Source organism: Saccharothrix sp. BKS2, from assembly GCF_047689505.1.
GTDB lineage: Bacteria > Actinomycetota > Actinomycetes > Mycobacteriales > Pseudonocardiaceae > Actinosynnema > Actinosynnema lopnurensis.
Genome location: NZ_JAUQOL010000006.1, coordinates 418,436 through 434,516, shown reverse-complemented (window position 1 = coordinate 434,516; position 16,081 = coordinate 418,436). Strand labels below are relative to the sequence as shown.

The 16,081-nt window shown below is 72.6% G+C and carries 8 protein-coding genes; 4 read left to right on the top strand and 4 right to left on the bottom strand.

The features are described 5' to 3' along the window. Positions 1 to 12: 12 nt before the first annotated feature. The 3 genes from Q5530_RS15610 to Q5530_RS15600 are packed head-to-tail and all read right to left on the bottom strand — an operon-like array spanning position 13 to position 2,387. A complete protein-coding gene (locus Q5530_RS15610) occupies positions 13 to 819 on the bottom strand; it encodes an ABC transporter permease (protein ID WP_415362938.1) in 807 nt (268 codons plus the stop codon). A gap of 15 nt (positions 820 to 834) precedes the next feature. Continuing rightward, the gene (locus tag Q5530_RS15605; protein WP_415362936.1) at positions 835 to 1,770 is read right to left on the bottom strand and encodes an ATP-binding cassette domain-containing protein; all 936 of its coding nucleotides are present in this window, start codon (positions 1,768 to 1,770) and stop codon (positions 835 to 837) included. Then, on the bottom strand, positions 1,767 to 2,387 hold the full coding sequence (locus Q5530_RS15600) for a TetR/AcrR family transcriptional regulator (RefSeq protein WP_415362935.1): 621 nt from the start codon (positions 2,385 to 2,387) through the stop codon (positions 1,767 to 1,769). Before Q5530_RS15600 ends, Q5530_RS15605 begins: the two co-directional genes overlap by 4 nt. A 163-nt stretch (positions 2,388 to 2,550) precedes the next feature. Between Q5530_RS15600 and Q5530_RS15595 the strand changes: the two genes are divergently transcribed. The 4 genes from Q5530_RS15595 (at position 2,551) to Q5530_RS15580 (ending at position 14,622) form a co-directional block, all read left to right on the top strand. Next, positions 2,551 to 3,531: a single-stranded DNA-binding protein gene (locus Q5530_RS15595; protein WP_415362934.1), complete on the top strand. Its 981-nt coding sequence runs from the start codon at positions 2,551 to 2,553 to the stop codon at positions 3,529 to 3,531. A gap of 318 nt (positions 3,532 to 3,849) precedes the next feature. Then, entirely contained in the window at positions 3,850 to 5,526 is a 1,677-nt protein-coding gene (gene ettA, locus Q5530_RS15590; RefSeq protein WP_415362932.1) for an energy-dependent translational throttle protein EttA, read from the top strand. 18 nt (positions 5,527 to 5,544) lie between these two features. After that, positions 5,545 to 9,462: a hypothetical protein gene (locus Q5530_RS15585; protein WP_415362931.1), complete on the top strand. Its 3,918-nt coding sequence runs from the start codon at positions 5,545 to 5,547 to the stop codon at positions 9,460 to 9,462. A gap of 207 nt (positions 9,463 to 9,669) precedes the next feature. Beyond that, positions 9,670 to 14,622 (top strand): NAD-glutamate dehydrogenase, encoded by a 4,953-nt coding sequence (locus tag Q5530_RS15580; RefSeq protein WP_415362930.1) that lies wholly within the window; start codon positions 9,670 to 9,672, stop codon positions 14,620 to 14,622. 370 nt (positions 14,623 to 14,992) lie between these two features. Here Q5530_RS15580 and Q5530_RS15575 read toward each other — a convergent pair whose 3' ends face one another. Then, positions 14,993 to 16,033, bottom strand: a complete 1,041-nt coding sequence (locus tag Q5530_RS15575) for a serine hydrolase domain-containing protein (protein ID WP_415362929.1) — start codon at positions 16,031 to 16,033, stop codon at positions 14,993 to 14,995. Positions 16,034 to 16,081: the final 48 nt, after the last annotated feature.

The window sequence follows — 16,081 nt, the reverse complement described above, 5'->3', positions numbered from 1 at the left end:
GCGGGGACCGGGCTAGAGCGGGCGCCGGAAGCCCTTCACCGCCAGCGCCCACCCGGCGACGGCCAGCGCGCCGCTGGTGACCAGCGCGCCGACCACGCCGGTGACGGGGTGGGCCAGCGCCATGGCGCGCGCCGCGTCCACCGCGTAGGTCAGCGGGTTGACGTGGGCGACGGCCTGGAGCCAACCCGGCAGGCCGCTGATCGGCACGTAGGCGCTGGAGGCGAACATCAGCGGGAACATCGCCAGGAAGCCGACGGTCTGCATCAGCTCGGCGTTGCGCAGCCACGTGGCGATGGCCAGGAACACCCAGCCCAGGCCCCAGGAGACGGCCAGCGCCAGCGCCAGCGCGCCCGCGATCCCGGCGAGGCCGCCGGCGGGGGAGAAGCCGAACACCGCGACCGCGAACACCAGCATCAGCAGCAGCTGCGCGGTCGTGCGGACCAGGTCGGACAGGCTGCGGGCGACGAGCACCGAGCCCGGCTGGACGGGCAGCGAGCGGAACCGGGCCAGCACGCCGTTCTTCATGTCGGTGACCAGTCCCACGCCCGCCTGGAGCGAGGACTGCATGGCGGTGTTGACCAGGATCGCGGGCATCAGGAAGTCGATGTAGGCCACGCCCTGCGGGAAGCCGGGCGCGGCGGCGACGCTGGCGAAGATCTGGCTGAACAGGGTCAGCATGATCAGCGGTTGGAGGACGCTGAAGACGATCATGCGTGGGTCGCTGACCAGCGCGCGGAGCGATCTCTGCGTCAGCACGAGCACCTGCGTGCCGAAGCCGGTGCCGCGCCAGTGCGTCCGCGTGGCGGCGAGGGTGGTCATGTCCTGGGCTCCTGTTCAGGCCGCGTGCGGTTGGTGGGCGAGGGAGAGGTAGACGTCGTCGAGGGTCGGCTCGCCCAGGGCCAGCTCGGTGGCCTCCAGTCCGACCTCGTCCAGGGCGCGGACCACGGTGGCGATCTCGCGGGACGACGTGACGGGCGCGGTGAGCGCGTTCGCCGCGGCGACGGGCTGGAGGCCCGCCCGCTCCAGCGACTCCGCGGCCTTGGGCACGTCCGCGACGTCGGCCAGGGTGACGGTCACGGTGCGCTGCCCGACCTGGGCCTTGAGCTCGGCGCTGGTGCCCGAGGCGACGACCCGGCCCTGCGAGAGCACGGTGATGGAGTCGGCTAGGCGGTCGGCCTCGTCCAGGTACTGGGTGGTGAGCAGGACCGCGGTGCCGTCGTCGACCAGCCCCTCCACGATCTCCCACAGGCCCAGGCGGCCGGCCGGGTCCAGGCCCGTGGTCGGCTCGTCGAGGAAGATCACCTCGGGGTGGCCGACCAGGCTCGCGGCCAGGTCCAGGCGCCGGCGCATACCGCCGGAGTAGGTGCGGGACGCCCGCTTCGCCGCGTCCGCGAGGCCGAACAGCTCCAGCAGCTCGCGGGCCCGGTCCCGGGCCTCCCGGGGGGACGCGCCGAGCAGGCGGGCGATCAGGACCAGGTTGTCCAGGCCGGACAGCTGCTCGTCCACGGCGGCGAACTGGCCGGTCAGCCCGATCCGGCCGCGCACCCGGTGCGCCTCCCGGACCACGTCGAACCCGGCCACCCTGGCGTGCCCGCCGTCCGGCGGGAGCAGCGTGGTCAGCACGTTGACCAGGGTCGTCTTGCCCGCGCCGTTGTGGCCGAGCAGGCCGAGCACCGTGCCTCCCGGCACGGCGACGCTCACCCCGTCGAGCGCCTTGTGCGCGCCGAACGCCTTGTCGACGTCCGTCGCCTCGATCATGAGGTCGTTCACTGGTCTCCCCTCAGTGCGCCGTGCAGGAACACCTCGACGAGCCGGTCGACGTCGGCCGTGGCGTCGCCGAACCCCCTGCCCTGCATCCGGTTGGTGAACACGAGCCCGAGCAGCAGCCGGGCGGCCAGGGACGGGTCGACGCGCAGGTGGTCCTCGGGGCCGAACAGCGAGGCCACGCGCTCGGAGAGGCGCTGCATCTCCGCCTGCGGGCCGTGGTGCTCGCCGTGCTCCCCGTGCTTCTCGCGCGGGTCGAACCCGGACTCGCGCAGCACGCCGGCCAGCGCCCACATGCGGTCCAGGTAGCCGGAGACGGCGCTGATGGCCCAGGACAGGCGCGCGGCGAGGGTGCTCGCCGCGCGGGCCTCGTCGATCAGCTCCAGCTCGGCGTCGGCCGCGAGGATGGCCTGCACGCAGGTGCGGATCAGCTCCTGCTTGTCCTTGAACGCCCGGAAGACCGTGCCCTCCGCGATGCCGGCCGCCTGGGCGATCTGGCTGGTCGTCACGGTGGCACCGTGGGTGAACAGCAGCGGGACGGTGGCCTGGACGATCGCCTCGCGGCGGTCCTCCGGGCTCATCGCCGGTGCTCGCCTGCGGCGCGGGGTGGTCTCCTCGGGCATGGGGCCAGCTTATGAGTGAGTCCTCACTCATGTCAACGAGTGAGTGCTCACTCATTGATTCTGTCACCCGATCGTGAGTTGTCCACAGGTCGCGTTCCCGCGCTTTCCCGTCTCCCCCGCACTGGGCAACCTGGTCCCAGGCGATCAACCAGAGGAGGCGGTCATGGCCTACAACGAGACCCGCGTCACCGTGTGCGGCAACGTGGCCAGCAAGGTCACGCGCCACGAGGTCGGCACGGGCTTCAGCCGGGTGAACTTCCGGCTGTTCACCACCGAGCGGCGGTGGGACCAGGAGCAGCGCGGCTGGGCCGACGGCAGCCAGATGTTCCTGTCGGTCAACTGCTGGCGGGCGCTCGCCGACAACGCGTACAACTCGCTCAACCGGGGTGACCCCGTGGTGGTCACCGGCCGGATGTCGATCAAGGAGCTGCGGGACGACGGGAAGATCCGGCAGCTCGTGGAGATCGAGGCGACCGCGATCGGCCCGAACCTCGCCCTGTGCACGGCCCGCGCCGTGCGGATGAGGGCGACGCCGGGAGAAGCGCTGGCCGACCAGCCCACGAGCGCCGCCCCTGCCGCCGCTGTCGCCGTCCCTGCTGCTGCTCTCGCCGCCGCCCCTACCCCTGCCGTCGCCCTCGCCGCCGCCGCTGCCCCTGCGGCCTCCGCCGCCGGCGCTCCAGCAGCTGGTCCTGCTCCTGCCGCCCCCACCGCTGCGGCCCAGGCAGGTGGTGCGGCCTCCGCTGCTCCTGCCGGTCCAGCTCCTGCCGATCCTGCCCCCACCGGCCGGAAACGTCCCGCTCCAACGTCCCGCGCGACCTCGAAGAAGGCCCCGACCACCCCCGAACCCGCCACCTCGTCCCCTGCGCCGACCTCGTCGGCCCCGCCCACTCCACCCGCAGCGCCGACCCCACCCACTCCACCCGCAGCGCCGGCCCTCGTTCCCGACCCTCCAGCCCTCGTTCCGGACCCTCCCGCGGCCCCTCCAGCCCCTCCCTCCGCCCCTCCTCCCGCGCCACCCGCCGACCCCTCCTCCGCCGACCTCCCCTCCGCCGAAATCGTGGCTCCGCGCAGGGAGGGTGAGTCGGCGCTGGTGCGGCCGGACGAAGCGGGACGTCCGAAGGGGGTGGCCGAAGTGCTGTTCTGAGGCAATCGGGGTACAAGAGCTTCCCAAGCGGGAATCACAGCGGAGAATGCGGCGGGCAGTCGTCGCCGTTGCGAGCGTGGAGGAGGGAGGTCGTGGGTCGGCGCCTCGGGGCGGACCCGCACGCGGGCAGAGGGACTTGACAGCACGAGCAGTTCGCGCATCCGATCGGATCCGCTGGTCGCGGCATCGCGCCAGGGTGGTCCTCAGGGCCTGTGACAGGTGTGGGTGACCCACGTTCGCGTTAACTCTGCGTTGTCGTCACGTCGTTGCCGGCGTCCGAGGTTCGGGCCCGATCGGCACCGCTCTACGATCGCGGGCATGGCCGAGTTCATCTACACCATGAAGAAGGTGCGCAAGGCGCACGGGGACAAGGTCATCCTGGATGACGTCACCATCATGTTCTACCCCGGTGCGAAGATCGGCTTGGTCGGTGCGAACGGCGCCGGCAAGTCGAGCGTGCTGAAGATCATGGCCGGCCTGGACACCCCGGGCAACGGCGAGGCGTACCTCTCTCCGGGCTACACGGTGGGCATCCTCCAGCAGGAGCCGCCGCTCAACGAGGAGAAGACCGTCCTGGGCAACGTCCAGGAGGGCCTGGGCGAGATCAAGGTCAAGCTCGACCGCTTCAACGAGATCGCCGAGAAGATGGCCGTCGACTACTCCGACGAGCTGATGGAGGAGATGGGCGTCCTCCAGGAGGAGCTGGACCACGCGGACGCGTGGGACCTCGACTCCCAGCTGGAGCAGGCGATGGACGCCCTCCGCTGCCCGCCGCCGGACGCCGACGTGAAGGTGCTCTCCGGTGGTGAGCGCCGCCGGGTGGCGCTGTGCAAGCTGCTGCTGAGCAAGCCCGACCTGCTCCTGCTCGACGAGCCCACCAACCACCTGGACGCCGAGAGCGTCCTGTGGCTGGAGCAGCACCTGGCCCAGTACCCGGGCGCCGTCCTGGCGGTCACCCACGACCGGTACTTCCTGGACAACCTCTCCCAGTGGATCCTGGAGCTCGAACGCGGTCGGGCCCACGTCTACGAGGGCAACTACTCCACGTACCTGGAGAAGAAGGCCGAGCGCCTCGCGGTCCAGGGCAAGAAGGACCAGAAGCTCCAGAAGCGCCTGAAGGACGAGCTGGACTGGGTCCGGTCGGGCGCCAAGGCCCGCCAGGCGAAGTCCAAGGCCCGCCTCGGCCGCTACGAGGAGATGGCCGCGGAGGCGGAGAAGACCCGCAAGCTCGACTTCGAGGAGATCCAGATCCCGCCGGGCCCGCGCCTGGGCAGCGTCGTGGTCGAGGCCAAGTCCCTGAAGAAGGGCTTCGGCGACCGGGTGCTGATCGACGGCCTGTCGTTCAGCCTGCCGCGCAACGGCATCGTCGGCGTGATCGGCCCGAACGGTGTGGGCAAGACGACGCTGTTCAAGACCATCGTCGGCCTGGAGCAGGCGGACGCGGGCGAGGTGAAGATCGGCGAGACGGTCAAGCTCTCGTACGTCGACCAGAACCGCGCCGGCCTGGACCCGAAGAAGAACGTCTGGGAGATCGTCTCCGACGGTCTCGACTACATCCACGTCGGCAACGTCGAGATGCCGTCGCGGGCTTACGTCAGCGCGTTCGGCTTCAAGGGCCCGGACCAGCAGAAGCCGGCGGGTGTGCTCTCCGGCGGCGAGCGCAACCGGCTGAACCTGGCCATGACCCTCAAGCAGGGCGGCAACCTGATCCTGCTCGACGAGCCGACCAACGACCTGGACGTCGAGACCCTGGGCTCGCTGGAGAACGCGCTGGAGCAGTTCCCCGGCTGCGCCGTGGTCATCTCGCACGACCGGTGGTTCCTCGACCGCGTCGCCACCCACATCCTGGCCTGGGAGGGCACGGACGAGAACCCGGCCCAGTGGTACTGGTTCGAGGGCAACTTCGAGGGCTACGAGAAGAACAAGGTCGAGCGCCTCGGCGCGGAGGCGGCACGCCCGCACCGCGTGACCTACCGCAAGCTCACCCGGGACTGAGAGCCGAGTACCGACATCGTGGCGGCGAGGGGCGAAGCGCAGGCGGACGTCGAGGTGAGCACGCTGGTCGTGCCCGCCTGGCGGCTGCGTTGGCGGGCACCGGAGCTTGCTCTGGTGCTGGGCGAGCGCGCCGTCGCGCTCGCCTCCGCCCGCCGTGACGAGGTCGACAGGTTGCGCGCGGAGGCACTGGTCATCTTCGCGAGCAACCGCATGGGCCGGGGCGTCAAGACCGCCGACCGGGCGCTCGACGCGCTCAAGGCGGCCGAGGCCGCGGGTGAGCGGGAGACGGCCTGGCGCCTCCGCGTCGAGCTGGCCGACAGCGCCAGGTCGGTGGGCGCGCCGCTGACCGGCTTCGCCGCCGTCCGCCCGGTCCTCGAAGCGGACGACGTGCCACCGGGCCTGCGCGCCTCGGCCCTGGTGCAGGCCGGCGAGTGCCTGGTCTCGGTCGGCCGCGGCGCCGCCCTGGGCCAGGCCCTGGACGAGGCCGACCGCCTCTACCAGGCCGACCCGCTGCTGGACCACGACACGACGATCCTGCACCGCGGCCTGCTCCGCGCCGCGGCCGCGGGGCAGCACCGCCGCTGGGGCGACCTCCCGCAGGCGATCGTCGCCTGCCGCGAGGGCCTCGCCCTCCTCGACGGCCTCCGGGAGGCCGAGTCGGACAACGGCCAGGTCCGCGGCAGGCTCACGGTCGAGCTGGTCTGCGCCCTGCTGGACTCCAACCAGGGGGCCGAGGCGTCACGGGTGGGCACCCCGCTCCTGGAGCGCCCCGTCCGGGCGCCCTCCGCGGCCACCGCCGGTTGGCTGCGCCTGGCCCTGGCCACCAGGGTCCACCTGCCCGCGGGGCGGGTCGACCAGGCCCGCGACCTGCTGCGCGACGTGGCGGACAGCGCCGAACGCCACCAGCTCGACACCCTCCAGACCGAGAGCTTCCTGGCGCTGGCGCACGTCCACGAGGTGTCCGGCGACCTGACCGAGGCCCTGGCGAACCTCCGCGCCGCCCACGCGGCCGAGCGCAGGCGCGCGCGGGCCGTCTACGCGGTCCGCGCCCGGCTCGCGGCCGAGTTCTCCGGGATCCACCGCCAGTCCGCCGGCAGCCTGCACGAGCAGCTGGCCACGCTGCTGCGAACGGGCACCCCCACCGCCCCACCGGCCCCGGACACCACCACCCCGGCGCCCGAGGTCGGGCAGCAGCAGCTGCGCCAGTGGCGCCCGGTGCAGGTCCACCGCAACGAGGGCCTGCGCGTCAAGCGCTCCCGCCGCGCGGCGGAGGACATGACCGTCGAGGGCATCTCGGCGGCCAGGGCGCACGCCGCCGACCGCTGGCGCCTGGTGCACCCCTTCGGCGAACAGGGCGAGCAGGGAGAACAGGGACCGCAGGGTCAGCCGGACCACCCGGGTGGGCAGGGCGACCAGGTGCAAGACACGTCCAAGCCCACCGGTCGCCGCCGGGCCCCGGACGCGGTGCCGGGGTCGCGGTCGCGAGAGCCGCTGCCCTTCACGCAGGGTCGACCGGAACACGCCCGGAGCATCGAGGCGAAACCGACCGCCCTGTCCCAGCCCCTCACCCCCCCGGGCGGCTTGAACCTCCAGCCCCCCGCCGCCCCCGCTCCCGGCGGCAGGCTCATCGCGCCCACCCCGGGCCCGGCCTCGGCTACCGCCGGCCCGCTCCCGACCGCTGCCGGCCCGACCGCTGCCGAACCGGCTGCAACCACTGCCGCTCCGGCTGCACCCGTTTCCGGCCCGGCGGCGTCCGCTGTCGAGCCGTCCGCGCCCACCTCTGGCCCGGCCGCACCTGCTTCCGGCCTGCCGGCGCCCGATTTCGGCTCGAACGCGCCCGTTCCCGACCCGGTCGTGCCCACCTCGGGGCCGGTGATGCCGGGTTCCGGCCTGTTCGCCCCGGCGGTGGGCCCCGCGTTCCCGCCGAGCCTCGCTCCGCCGAGCGTCACTCCGCCGGTTCCCGTGCCGCCGGTTTCCGCGCCGCCCGGTCCTGTCCTGCCTGCTCCCGTTCTGCCTGCTCCCGTTCTGCCCAACCCAGTCCTGCCCAGCTCGATCCTGTCCAGCCCGATCCTGCGCGGTCCTTTCCCGCCGGAACCTGCTCCAGCAGCCGCTACCGATCCCGTGGCCTCGCCTCCGGACGGCCCGTCGCCGAGCGTGCAGGCCGGCGCAGATGCGAGCACCGCGCCGAGCAGCGGCGAGCCGTTCGACCTGAGCCTGCCGACCGCTCTCGACGGGGCGGGCTGGACCGATGGCGAGGACACCTCCGCCGACACCGCTCCGACCGCCAAGTCCGGTGGCGACCGGACCGTTCCGGCCGCCGGGCTGATCGCTGCGGCCGGGGCGGTGCGCAGCGGGCGTCGGCGAGCTGCCCGGGAGGCGACCGAGGAGACTCCCGACCAGTCCGCCGAGCAGGCGGGCGAGTCGTCCAGCGTGCTGGACAGCCTGAAGGCCGCCGGGTTGCTCGACCCCCCGCGAGGTGGAGGACGACGTCGGGCTCCGGACGGTGCGGACGGCATCACCGGAGCACCGGCCACCGCTGAACCCGCCACCGCTGGACCGGTCACCGCGACCGGTCCCGGAGCACCCGCCTCCGGAGTTGCCGGCTCGGACCAGCCGGAGGTCGTCGACCTCTCGGTACCGGCCGTCCCCGACACGGATGTTGTCGAGCCCGGAGCCGGCGAGCCGGTGCCCACCGCCGGCCCCGAGGTCGTCACCGGCGCGGACGCCGTGGTCGAGCAGGTGCAATGGCGGGTCGAGCCGCCGGCGAGGTTCCGCGTCGAGGAACCCGTCGACATGTTCGACTCGCCCACTATGGTTCAGCCCGCGATTCGGGACGATGTTCCGCCGGTTGGACTTGGCGCCGCATTTGTGAAGGGCCCGGTCATCCCCACCGCGAGGGTGCCCGAACCGCCGGATTTCGCTTCTGTTCCCTCCGCGTTCCCCATGCATGACGCGGATGACGTCCCCGTCGAGGTCGAGGTCAAGACCGAGATCAAACCCGAATCCGCGCCCGCGAGCGGAGCGCCGGGGGAGCCGGCCTCCCCGGCGGTCGTGGACGAGCCCCGGCCCGTTCAGGAGCCCGTGTCCCGGCCTGAGCCCCGGCCCGAACCCCGGCCGCTGCCCGCGTCGTTGTCGTTGTCGGCGCCGCTGTTCGCGCCGTCGCCGACACCCGCGTCCGCGCCCCCGGAGTCCGCGTCCGAGCTGACGTCCATCCTGAAGCCGGTGTTCCTGCCGGAACCGGCGGCAGCACCCGACCTGGCGCCCGAACCGGAACCCGAGGCAGTGCCCGCGCCTGCTCCGGCACCCACTCCGGCACCCACTCCGGCACCAGAACCGGAACCCGCCCCCGAGCCCGTCGCCGCCCCGGAGCCCGAACCGGCCCCGACGCCCCCCACCCCGTCCACGCCCAAGTCGCTCGACCCGACCGGGTTCCTCGGCGCCGCCGACGTCGAGGACGACAGCGCGGAGGAACCTTTCATCAGGTCCGTCGTGGTCGGGGGCAGGACCATCGACCTGCCGCCGATCAGCAAGCCGATCCAGTTGCCGAGCACCACCCGCGCCGAGCGCCGCCCCAAGAGCGACCTCAGCCTCGCCGAACTCCTGGCCGAAGCCCTGGTCGCGTACGAGGACGCCCGCCGCGAGGACGAGGCCGCCGGCTGGACCGACGAGATGGACCAGGACGTCCCCGCCGACCCCGCCCCCCGGGTCGCGCAACCCGACCGCGTCGCACACCCCGCGCACGCCGCGCCGGCCGACGACGACACCGTGCCGATCCCCCCCGTTCCCCCCGTCCCCCCGGACGCGTCGGTCGCGCCCGTCGCCACGGCCCCCCGGCCCGCCCCCGTCCGCCCGCCCGACCCGGACAACGAGACCACCGGTCCGATCCGGCGCGTGGACCCGCCCCGCTTCGACACCTGGACGCTTCCCGAATCCTGAAACAATTTGAGGTTCTAATAAGGTTTCCCGCCGGTAACAAAGCGGGTAAATGATCCCTGCCGTAGTGAAATAACCACTTTCCGTCAAGTGGTTCGATTCAGTCGTGGGGTTGCGATGATCGGGTTCGCGCGCATGTGATTAAGTGGAGCGCGGACCCGGTACACAGAGGTACCGGATGCTGTCCGCATACTGTGGAGCCGCCTGAACATGACCTCGACTGGAGTCCCGTCCCGATCCGAGCACGCCACCGGCAACGGCGCCGTGGCTCGTGCCGCCAGCCCCGAGCAGGCGCGCGACGACTTGATCGAGCGGGCCGCCGCCAACGCCCCCGAGCTCACCGACCTGATCCGCCTGTACTACCGGCACGTCCCGGCCGAAGAGGTCATCGACGACGACCCGGTGGACCTGGTGGGCGCGGTGCGCTCGAACTACCAGCTCGCCGAGACCCGGGTGCCGGGTCGCCCGGTGGTGCGGATCATCAACCCGACCCGCGCGCACGACGGCTGGGCCTGCCCGGCCACGGTGGTGCAGGTGATCACCGACGACATGCCGTACCTGGTGGACTCGGTGGCCTCCGAGCTGACCCGCGGCGGCGTGCAGGTCCAGCGCGTGGTTCACCCGATCGTCGTGGTGCGCCGGGACGTGGTGACCGGCGCGCTCCAGGAGGCCCTGCCCGGCGCGGACCCCGCCGACCCGCCCGCCGACGCGCTGGCCGAGTCGTGGATGCACATCGAGGTCGACCTCCTCACCGACCCGCAGCGGGCCCGTGAGCTGGAGACCAAGCTGCACGCCGTGCTCAACGACGTCCGCGAGGTCGTCGAGGACACGAGCAAGATGACCGGCACCGCCCTCACGCTGGCCGACGAGCTGGAGGCGTCCCCGCCGCCGCTGCCGGAGCACGAGGTCGGGGACGGCGCGAAGCTGCTGCGCTGGCTGGCCAACGACCACTTCACCTTCCTCGGCTACCGCCGGTACGAGGTGGTCCGCGACGACCCGGCCACCGACGGCGAGCCCGCCCTGCGCGCGGTCCTGGCCAGCGGCCTGGGCGTGCTCAGACAGGACAGCCTCGCGGCGCGCAGCCTGACCGCCGGACCCGACGCGGGCGCCCAGGCGCTCTCCCCGGAGCTGCTGGTGCTCACCCAGGCCAGCGCGCAGTCCAGCGTCCACCGCTCGGTCTACCCGTACTACGTCGGCGTGAAGACCTTCGACACCGACGGCAACGTCACCGGCGAACACCGGTTCCTCGGCGTCTTCTCCACCACGGCCCTGCACGAGGACGTGCTGGACATCCCGGCCATCGACCGCCGGGTGCGCGACGTGATCCACCGCGCGGGCTTCCCGCTGCACTCCTACTCGGGGCAGCAGATGCTGGAGGTGATCCAGAACTACCCGCGCACCGAGCTGTTCTCCGTCGACCCCGACACCCTCTACCAGACCGTGACGGGCGTCATCGCGCTGGCCGAGCGCCGCCGCCTGCGCCTGTTCCTGCGCCGCGACCCCTACGGCCGCTTCTACTCCTGCCTGGTCTACCTGCCGCGCGACCGCTACACCACCACCTCCCGGCTGGCCATGCAGGAGGTGCTGATCGACCGGCTGGGCGGCGTGAACCTGGAGTACAGCGCCCGCATCGGCGAGTCCGCGCTGGCCCGCGTGCACTTCATGGTGCACACCGAGCCCCAGCGCCAGGTCGAGCCGGACACCGGCTACCTCCAGCAGCTGCTGGCCGAGGCCATCCGCACCTGGGACGACCGCATGGTCGAGGCGGTGCTGGAGCAGGGCCAGGGGCTGGGCGCGGAGTCGGCCCCCGAGCGGGGTCTGCGCATCGCCGCAGCGTTCCCCGAGGCGTACAAGGAGGACTTCACCGCCGCCGAGGGCCTGGACGACTACCGGCGCATCGAGGCGCTCGCCCCGGGCGGCCTCGACATGGTGTTCTACGTGCCGCGCGAGGCCGAGCCCGGCGAGCGCCGGTTCAAGCTGTTCCTGGTCGGCGCCCGGATCACGCTGTCGGACGTGCTGCCGATGCTCCAGCGCATGGGCGTGGTGGTGGTCGACGAGCGCCCCTACGAGCTGGCGCGCGACGACGGCGCCGAGTGCTGGATCTACGACTTCGGCCTGCGCCTCGACCAGCTCACCCTCGACAAGCTGTCGCGGGAGGACCTGGAGACCGTCCGCACCCGCTTCCAGGAGGCGTTCGCCGCCGCCTGGCGCGGCGAGGCCGAGGTGGACGGCTTCAACACCCTGGTGCTCAAGGCCGGCCTGACCTGGCAGCAGGCGTCGATGCTGCGCGCCTACGCCAAGTACCTGCGCCAGGCGGGCACCCCCTACAGCCAGGACTACATCGAGGACGCCGTGCTCGCGCACACCGAGGTCGCCACGGCCCTGGTGCGCCTGTTCGAGGCGCGGTTCGACCCGAGCCTGGCCGACGACCAGCGAGAGGGCCGCACCGAGTCCCTCGCCGCCGAGATCGCCGCCCTGATCGACGACGTGACCAGCCTGGACGCGGACCGCATCCTGCGCAGCCTGCTCACCCTCGTCCAGGCGACGCTGCGCACGAACCACTTCGTCCGCGACGCCGACGGCGCCCCGCGCCCCTACCTGGCGGTGAAGCTCGACCCGCGCGCGATCCCGGACCTGCCGCAACCGCGGCCCCGGTTCGAGATCTTCGTGTACTCGCCCCGCGTCGAGGGCGTGCACCTGCGGTTCGGCCCGGTCGCCCGCGGCGGCCTGCGCTGGTCCGACCGGCGCGAGGACTTCCGCACCGAGATCCTGGGCCTGGTCAAGGCGCAGGCGGTGAAGAACGCGGTGATCGTGCCGGTGGGCGCGAAGGGCGGGTTCGTGGTCAAGCGGCCGCCCGCGCCGACCGGCGACCCGGGCCTGGACCGCGAGGCGTCCCTGGCCGAGGGCATCGCCTGCTACCGCATGTTCATCTCCGGCCTGCTGGACCTGACCGACAACCTCAGCTCGGGCACCGTCCTGCCCGCGCCGCAGGTGGTGCGCCACGACGGCGACGACACCTACCTGGTCGTCGCCGCCGACAAGGGCACCGCGTCGTTCTCCGACATCGCCAACGAGGTGTCGGCGTCCTACGGCTTCTGGCTCGGCGACGCGTTCGCCTCCGGCGGCTCGGTCGGCTACGACCACAAGGCCATGGGCATCACCGCCCGCGGCGCGTGGGAGAGCGTGAAGCGGCACTTCCGCGAACTGGGCGTCAACACCCAGGCCGAGGAGTTCACCGTGGTCGGCGTCGGCGACATGTCCGGCGACGTGTTCGGCAACGGCATGTTGCTCTCCGAGCACATCCGCCTGGTCGCGGCCTTCGACCACCGGCACGTCTTCATCGACCCCGACCCGGTCGCCCAGCTGTCCTTCGCCGAGCGCAAGCGCCTGTTCGAACTCCCGCGCTCCTCCTGGGACGACTACGACCGCTCGCTGATCAGCGAGGGCGGCGGCGTGTGGCCGCGCACGGTCAAGTCGATCCCGGTCAGCGAGCGGGCGCGGGTGGCGCTCGGCCTGCCCGAGGGCGTGGTCAAGCTGTCGCCGCCGGAGCTGATGAGGGCGATCCTGCTCGCCCCGGTCGACCTGCTGTGGAACGGCGGCATCGGCACCTACGTCAAGGCGGTCGCGGAATCGCACGCCGAGGTCGGCGACAAGGCCAACGACGCGATCCGCGTCAACGGCGCCGACCTGCGCGTCAAGGTCGTCGGCGAGGGCGGCAACCTGGGCCTGACCCAGCGGGGCCGCATCGAGTTCGCCCGCGCCGGCGGCAAGGTCAACACCGACGCCCTGGACAACTCCGCCGGCGTCGACTGCTCCGACCACGAGGTCAACATCAAGATCCTGCTCGACGAGCTGGTCCGCGACGGCAAGCTCGACACCGGGCAGCGCAACGAGCTGCTGGGGCAGATGACCGACGAGGTCGGCGACCTGGTGCTGGCCGACAACTACTCCCAGAACTTCGTCCTGGGCGTGTCCCGCGCGCACGCCGCGCCGATGCTGTCGGTGCACGCGCGGCTCGTGGCGGACCTGGAGCAGCGCGGCGCGCTGGACCGGGCGCTGGAGGCCCTGCCGTCCCCGGCGGAGTTCAAGGCGCTGGAGAAGTCCGGCGAGGGTCTGACCTCGCCCGAGCTGGCCACCCTGCTCGCGCACGTCAAGCTGGCGCTGAAGGAGGAGGTGCTGGCCGGCGACCTGCCCTCGGTCGACGTGCTGGCCCGCAAGCTGCCCGACTACTTCCCCAGCGAGCTGCGCGAGCGCTTCGGCGACGCCATCGGCGGCCACCCGCTGTCCCGCGAGATCATCACCACGGTGCTGGTCAACGAGGTCGTGGACGGCGGCGGCGTGTCCTACGCGTTCCGGCTGGCCGAGGAGGCCAACGCCTCCGCGACGGACGCCGTGCGCGCGTACGCGGTGGTGACGGCGGTGTTCGACCTGCCGTCGCTGTGGCGGGACATCCAGGCGCTGGACAGCACCATCCCGACCGAGGTCCAGGACGAGATGGTGCTGGAGAGCCGGCGCCTGCTCGACCGCGCGTCGCGCTGGCTGCTGACCAACCGCCCCCAGCCGCTGCCGGTCGGCTCCACGATCAGCCGGTTCGCCCCGGTGGTCGCCTCCCTCGCACCGCGCGTGCCGGACCTGCTCCAGGGCGACGAGGAGCGGTCCTGGGCCAAGTCAACCGAGCGCCTCGTCTCCCACGGCGTGCCGGTGCAACTGGCGCGGCGGGTCGCGGCGCTGCTGTTCACCTACGCGCTGCTCGACGTCACCGAGGTGGCGGAGCTGGCCGAGCGCGAGGACGGCGTCACTGCCGGCCGGGAGCGGACGCACGTGGAGACGGCCGAGCTGTACTACGCGCTGTCCGCCCACCTGGACGTCGACCGGATGCTCAGCTCGGTGTCCGGCCTGGAGCGCCTCAACCGCTGGCACGCGCTGGCGCGCCTGGCGCTGCGGGACGACTTCTACTCGTCGCTGCGGTCGATCGCGGTCGACGTGCTGCGGTCCGCCGACCCCGGTGACGAGGCGGACGAGAAGATCGCCAAGTGGGAGCAGGCCAACTCGTTCCGGCTGGGGCGGGCAAGGGCCGCGCTGGAGGAGATCAACCGGGTCAGCAAGCTGGACCTGGCCACCCTGTCGGTGGCGGCCAGGCAGGTTCGAAGCATGATCCGCTAGACCTGTCCGGAGCACCCCCGGCTTGGTGGCTCGGGGGTGCTCCGGACACCCCGGCGACCCGATCGAGTTAACCGGTCGTGAATGGAAGATCTGCGGAAACTTCACGGCTAGCCTGGTCGTTGCCGGAAGAGAAGGAGGCGGCGCGGCGGGACCCCCAGCGGCCACGGCCGAGCAGCGGTCAGCATCACCGTGGGGCTGTCGGGATCACCGCGGAGTTCGTCGGGTCACGGGGTCATGGGTCACGGTGGCCGTCGGGCGCAGGAGCCGTCGGTGAGGATGTCGCAGCGCAGAGGACGTCACGTGCGAGTGCGTTGCGCGCGAGCGCCGTTGCGCGAGTGCGTCACGGGTGAGCGCGTCACGGGTGAGCGCGTCACGCGTAGAGGGCGTCGGTGATCGGCGTCCAGCGCGGGTCCGGCCCGGTGGGCGTGGTGACCAGGCGGTTCGGCGTGTAGGCGAGCGCGATGCCCAGGTCCGGGTCGGCGAACACCAGTGCCCCGCCCGCCCCGGTGTGGCCGAACGCGCGCGGGTTCGGTGAGTACGGGCGCAGCCCGCTGGGCAGCATGTACCCCAGGCCGAACCTGGTCGGGCCGGCCAGCACCTCGTCGTGGCCGTCGCTGTGTGGCGCGGTGGCCTCGGCCAGGAGGGTCGGGGTGAGCAGGTTCCCGATCCGCCCGAACAGGTCGGCCAGCGCGCGGGCGGTGGCGTGGCCGTTGGCCGCCGGGATCTGCGCGGCGCGCCACGCCGCCGTGTTGGCCACGCCGGGCGCGATCAGGTCGGCCGGGTTGGCGAAGGCCCGCACGGCGATCGGTGCGGGCAGCCGTTCGATGCCCGCGCCCTCCAGCGGCAGCACGAACGCGGGCTCGCCTGGACCCGGCCACCCGAGGGACAGGCCCAGCTCGGCGGTCAGCTCGCGCGGTTCCCGGCCGGTGGCGCGGCGCAGCACCTCGCCGACCAACCAGCCGAACGTGACGGCGTGGTAGCCGTGGCGGGTGCCGGGTGGCCACCACGGTTCCTCGGCGGCCAGGGCGTCGGTCATGGCGGTCCAGTCGTAGAGGCTGCCCGCCGGCAGCTTCCGGCGGATCGCGGGCAGGCCGGAGCGGTGCGCCAGCAGGTCCGCGACGGTGGTGTCGGTCCGGAACTCCGGCCAGTACGCCGTCACCGCGGCGTCCAGGTCGAGTTGTCCCCGCTGGGCGGCCAGGTGTGCGGCTGTGGCGAGCACGGCCTTGGACACCGAGAAGACGTTGACCGCGGTGTCCCGCTCCCACGGCAGCCGGCCCGCCTCGTCGCGCGTGCCGTGCCACACGTCGACCACCAGGCGTCCGTCGGCCACGATCGCCAGCGCCGCGCCGCCTTTGCCCACGCCGTCGCGGAAGGCTTCGACCACGTGCTCGAACGCCGGATCGCAGATCATCGCCATGTCCTCAACTTCGGTTGATAAACCTTGGTTGAACATGGCAGC